The organism is Aquabacterium sp. (assembly GCF_036279675.1).
Classification (GTDB): Bacteria; Pseudomonadota; Gammaproteobacteria; order Burkholderiales; family Burkholderiaceae_C; genus Aquabacterium.
The window spans coordinates 1-5,225 of record NZ_DASUIS010000007.1 but is presented as its reverse complement, the minus strand read 5'-3'; the positions used below and the strand labels follow the sequence as shown (position 1 = coordinate 5,225).

Here is a 5,225-nt window from a genome sequence, read left to right as displayed (position 1 = left end):
AGCCCACATCCAGACCTTGGTGCCTTGCATGTCGATGTTGTTGATGGCGAACGAGCCGAACGAAGCAGCCGAAGTGCCACGTGTGCCGTCAGCAGCGGTGCTGCCCATCTTGATCGAACCGACCGTGATGCTGGGGGTCAGAGCCGAGTTCAGCTTGGCGTTGGGGAAGGCGAACTGCACAACGTCGGAAGCGCCGTCGTACACGGCTTGAGCCGTTTGAGCACCGAAGGCGTCATACGAAGCGGCAGTCAGCTTGCCCAGTTCGGTTGCCACGGTCACGCCACCAGCGGTGGGGGTCACGGTGGGCGCCACGCCAGCGGCAGCAGCGGCGGCCAGGGCCTTGCCGTTGTTGGCGTCAGCCTGGCTCAGGCCCAGACGAGCACCGATGGAGTCAGCCACGGTCGAGACGAAGGCACCCTTGTTCAGGATGTCGATGGTCATCACGAACAGGCCCTTGATGCCGATGTCGCCGAAGGTCACGGAACCGCCGGTGGCGTCCGTGTCGGTGTACTTGAACGAACCGATGTTGATGTTCAGGTCACCAGCGATCGACACGCCGTCCTGGCCGCTGACTTGGCTCAGGGCTGCGTCGTCGATCGAGGACATGGCGGAAGCGGAAGCAGCCACGGCGGTCAGAGCCAGGGCAACAACGGAAAGCTTGAATGCTTGCATGTAGAACTCCAGATGTATGTATGTGTGTGAGTGAGTGGATCTCGCGCCGCGCCAGCTCGTGCAACCTTTCAGGTGATCAGACTGTCCGGTTGGCCCGATGCGACGTCGGCATCGAAACCACGGCGATCTGGCTGCGGCGTGAACGAATCATCACGCCTTGATACAAATGCGAGACTGGCCTCACAGGCCAAGCGCATGACCCTCGAAACCACCTCAATGAAGGGCGAGGAAACCCCTTAAGTGCTAGCCCTGAAGGGACCGAAGGCGACTTGGCAAATGGCGACAAAAAAGGGGCCTGAGCCCCTTGAATTCGAGTGGAAACCCACCCTACGGCCCGCGTTCAGGCCGTGCGCCTCAGCTTGCGCCGCATCCACCAAAAAACAACGATCAGCACAAGCACGCATGCAGCGAGCGCGGCATAGCTGCTAACGCCCGGGTCGCGCCAGGCCTCGGTCAATCGGTCCATGAACAGGGAGATCATGATCGTGCCGGGCATCAAACCAAAGAAGGTGCCCAGTACGTAATCGCGCAGTCGCACCCGCAAGGCCCCCGCCACCATGTTGACCATGATGAAGGGCGCCACCGGCATGGCCCGCACCAGCATGACGGTCACCAGGCCACGTTGTTGCAGATGCCTGGACAGCAAGGCCAGACGGCCCTTGGTCCAGCGGTCCATGGTTTGTGCACCGGTGAAGCGCCCTATGCCATAGGTCACCGTCGCCCCGGCCACCATGCCGATCAGGGCATAGGCCATACCCGGCCATGGCGAGAAGATCAGGGCGCCTACCGTGATCAACACCAGCACCGGCATGCCCAGCATGACGGCGACCACGTAGCCACCGATGACGGCCAGAGGGCCGAAGGGCAGCGCCAGCAAGTTGCGCCCCGTCTCGCTGAGAGACTGCGGATCAAGCCAGTGGCGCATGTCCGGCTGACGCAGCAGCACAGTCAATCCCACCAGGATCGACAGGTACGCGGCCAGCAACAGCCAGCGCCAGACCTGCCCACCGGCAGCCACAGGCTTGTCACTCACAACAGACTCCATCAAGCGGGGCGCCTGCTGACCCCTCATGCCACAGGCTGCAGCATCTTGAGGCAAGACGCACCAGAAATCAGCCGGTGCTTACCTTGGTGTCGTCCTCTACACCCCGGGTCTCGGGGGGCTGTGTGGCCCCATCCATGTGCGCGGGCAAGGTGATGCGCACCGTGGTGCCCTGGCCAGACTCGCTGCGCACATCGACCTCGCCCTGGTGCAGGCTCACGATCTCCTTGACCAGGCTCATGCCCAGCCCCGTGCCCGGGATGTTGCCTGAGGGATCTGCGCGGAAGAAACGCTCGAACACACGGGCCAGTTGCGCTGGCGTCATGCCGATGCCATGGTCCTCCACCTCGATCACCAGTTGCGCGCTATCGGGATACTGCTTCACGTGCAGATGGATCTCGCCACCATTGGGCGAATACTTGTAGGCGTTGGACAGCACATTGAGCACGGCCTGCCCCAGCTTGTCGGTGTCGGCCCACACCAGGCATTGCGGCGAGGCCATGTGCACACGGACCTTGCGTCGGTCTCCGGGCACTTTCAGGCCTTCCAGCACCTGCTCGATGATCGGCCCGATGGGCTGCAACTGCCGCTTGAAGTCCTTGCCCCGGCGCGCCTCGATGCGCGCCAGATCCAGCAACTCGTTGACCAGGTTGATGAGGATGCTCGCCTGCTTGTGGATCGTGGACAGCATATCCTGGCGCCGCTCATCGTTGAAGTTGCGCTTGAGCAGCAGTTCCGTGAAGCCGAAGATGCTGACCATGGGGGTGCGCAATTCATGCGCGGCCATGGCCAGGAACTCGCTTTTCATGCGGTCGACTTCCAGCTCGTGTGTGATGTCCCGGAAATACATGACCGTCTCGTTGTCGTGGGCGCCCTGCCTCACCCTGCGCACCAGGGTTCGCACGGCGGGCGTGTGCAGGTGCAGCAGCTGCCTGGACGCACGACTGGCGCCATCGGCCTCGGCTTCATGCCCGGCCAAAGGGGCCACGGTGCTGGCATCGTCCAGTTCACTGGACTTGCAACGCGCCATCAAGGCCTCTTCAAAGGCATCTCGAGACTGCCCGACCATGTCCCCCGCCAGCATGCCGGTCATGCGTTCGAATGCTGGGTTCACGATACTGACCTCACCACGCTTGTCCAGCACGACGAAGCCGTCCGGACTGAGATCGAACACCGCATTGAGGCGCTCCGTGCGCAAATGCAGCACCTGCTCGGCCGCAATGCGATCGGTGATGTCCGTCTGTACACCGACATAGTGGGTCAACACGCCCTCGGGGCTCAGAACCGGCGAGATGGCCAGATCGTTGTAGAACAGACTACCGTCCTTGCGGTAGTTGCGCACCACCACCTTGCAGCTCTCGCCTTTTCGAATGGCCTCGCGCATGATCTGTACGGCGGGCTGATCCACGTCGTCACGCTGCAGGATCTTGCAATTGAGCCCCAGCACCTCGTGCGCCTCATAGCCGGTGATGCGCTCGAATGCATGATTCACGTAGATGACCGGCTGCCTGGGCAAGGTCATCGACGTGATGATCACGCCATCTGCCGAAGAGGCCAGCGCCCGGTCGCGCAAGGACAGTTCCTGCTCCGCCCACTTGGCATCCGTCGTATCGCGCGCGATGAAGGTCAGGATGGGTTCGTCATCCAGCTGCACGCGACTGGCCGACAACGCCACCGGAAAGGCCGTGCCCTCCGCACGCAGGCCAGTTGTCTCGAAACCGATGACCCGGTTGGAAAAGCCATGCCGTGCAAACCAGGCATCCACATCCCTGGCACCGATGACAGGCAGGATCGAGCCGATCGGCTGACCCGCCAGCTCCTGAAGCGTGCGCCCGAACAGGCTGGTGGTTGCCTGATTGCACCAGCGCACATGCCCTGCCCCATCGGTCATGATGATGGCATCCGGTGCGGTGTCCATCACGGCCTGATTGCGTGACTGCGTGTGCTGCAGCGCCGCAGACATCTCGCGCGCCATGGCCCCGGCCCGCCTGCGCGTCGAGATGAGCATGAGGTAGACGTGCAAGGCCGCCAGCGTGAACAGGACGCCCGCACTGCCGGCCACCCACATCGACGTCTGCCTGGCCCAGGAGTCCATGAGGGTCTGAGGACGCGCCACGCCACTCAACTCGACCGGCAGGTGCGCCTGGGTTCCAGGCACGTCGATGTCGATGAAACGCAGGGCCGCGTCATCGATGCTTGCATGCCGATCGACCTGAAGCAGGCGGGCTCGCACCTGCCAGAACATGCCGTCATCCAGCTGCATGGCCATGTTGCTGTTGTCCACAGGCAGCAAGACCCAGCCCCCGGACCGGGCACGGACACGCTCGACCACAAACCACTGAACGGCTTCATCGGCATGCCTGCTCACGTCGCACAACTGGATCGAGCGATCAATGGGCATGCGGGCCATGCAAGTGGCCAGATCCTGACTCTGCTGCGGATGGATGGCCAGCCTTTGCGCCAGACGCTCAGGCACCGCGCCATGCGCATCCATGAGCGTGAGCCCATTGGAGGTCCAGACCGTGTTCTTGCCCCCGGACAACAAGGGCGACGACGAACTGGCCCACTCGGACACCTGCGTTGCCATGGCAATGCGATTGCCCAGGCGCTCCTGCATCATCACCTGAAGCCTGCTGCTGGCTGCATCGAATGCCTGCCTCGTGCGGTATTGATCCGCCCACCAGACGGCCCCCATCACGGCAGAAGTCAGCAACAGGCCCGTGGTCAGAATCAGCACGACCACGCGTGCCATGGGCATGTGCCCGGTCAGCTTCTCCAGACGCGTCAACACGAGGTTCACGGCCTCGGGCAGATCGTCATTGACCGCACCTTCGCTCACGACCATCTCCTGCTGGCACGATGCCATCAAGGTTACCGGGCGCGCCTGGCCAGAGATGACTGGCGCTACATGGCCATGTCAATCAGACAGGCGTCGTGTCTGCCATGGCTTCAACCCGCTCGATCAACTCCAGCGGGCTGAATGGTTTGACAAGATAGGCATCCGCGCCGGCGGCAGAACCTGCCTGCAGATCGGTGGCCTGGCCTCGCGCTGTCAGCATGATCACCTGAATCTGTTTGAGATCAGGGTCCTGCTTGATGCGGCTGCAGACCTGATAGCCATCCAGCAAGCCGGGCATCATGACGTCCAGCAGCATCACGTGCGGCTTGACAGCCCTGGCCATGTTCAAACCCGTCTCGCCGTCATGGGCCTCGTGGATTTCGAAATCGCCAAACTCCAGCGTCATGCGGATGAGCTTGCAGATGTCGGCCTGGTCTTCAACGATGAGTATGCGGTGGGTCATGTTGCTCTCCGGTTTCACGCCTTGTCTGCATTGGCAGGGGTGTCGGCGTTGTTCTTGTCATCCAGCTTTGCGCGTTTGGCCATGCTTCTGGCCAACAGCTGAGACATGTCGCGGGCATAGCGCTGCGCTTGCTCCACCGACAGTTGTGCGTCTTGCGCGGCAGGCGCACCTGCAGGGATCTCCAGCACGAAATCCACGCTGTCGAATTC

General features: G+C 62.4%; 5 protein-coding genes. All 5 read right to left on the bottom strand.

The window, feature by feature from the left end:
* Nucleotides 1–672, bottom strand: a 672-nt coding sequence (locus tag VFW93_RS00845) for a DUF6160 family protein (RefSeq protein WP_329692100.1), incomplete at its 3' end; no start/stop codon positions are given.
* Nucleotides 673–1,012: 340 nt separating this feature from the next.
* Nucleotides 1,013–1,705, bottom strand: a complete 693-nt coding sequence (locus VFW93_RS00840) for a TVP38/TMEM64 family protein (protein WP_329692099.1) — start codon at nucleotides 1,703–1,705, stop codon at nucleotides 1,013–1,015.
* Nucleotides 1,706–1,784: 79 nt separating this feature from the next.
* Nucleotides 1,785–4,553 (bottom strand): PAS domain S-box protein, encoded by a 2,769-nt coding sequence (locus VFW93_RS00835; protein WP_329692098.1) that lies wholly within the window; start codon nucleotides 4,551–4,553, stop codon nucleotides 1,785–1,787.
* Between the two features lie 82 nt (nucleotides 4,554–4,635).
* Nucleotides 4,636–5,016 (bottom strand): response regulator transcription factor, encoded by a 381-nt coding sequence (locus tag VFW93_RS00830; protein ID WP_329692097.1) that lies wholly within the window; start codon nucleotides 5,014–5,016, stop codon nucleotides 4,636–4,638.
* A 14-nt stretch (nucleotides 5,017–5,030) separates the two neighbouring features.
* A partial coding sequence (locus tag VFW93_RS00825; protein WP_414639547.1) for a hypothetical protein occupies nucleotides 5,031–5,225 on the bottom strand: 195 nt, incomplete at its 5' end.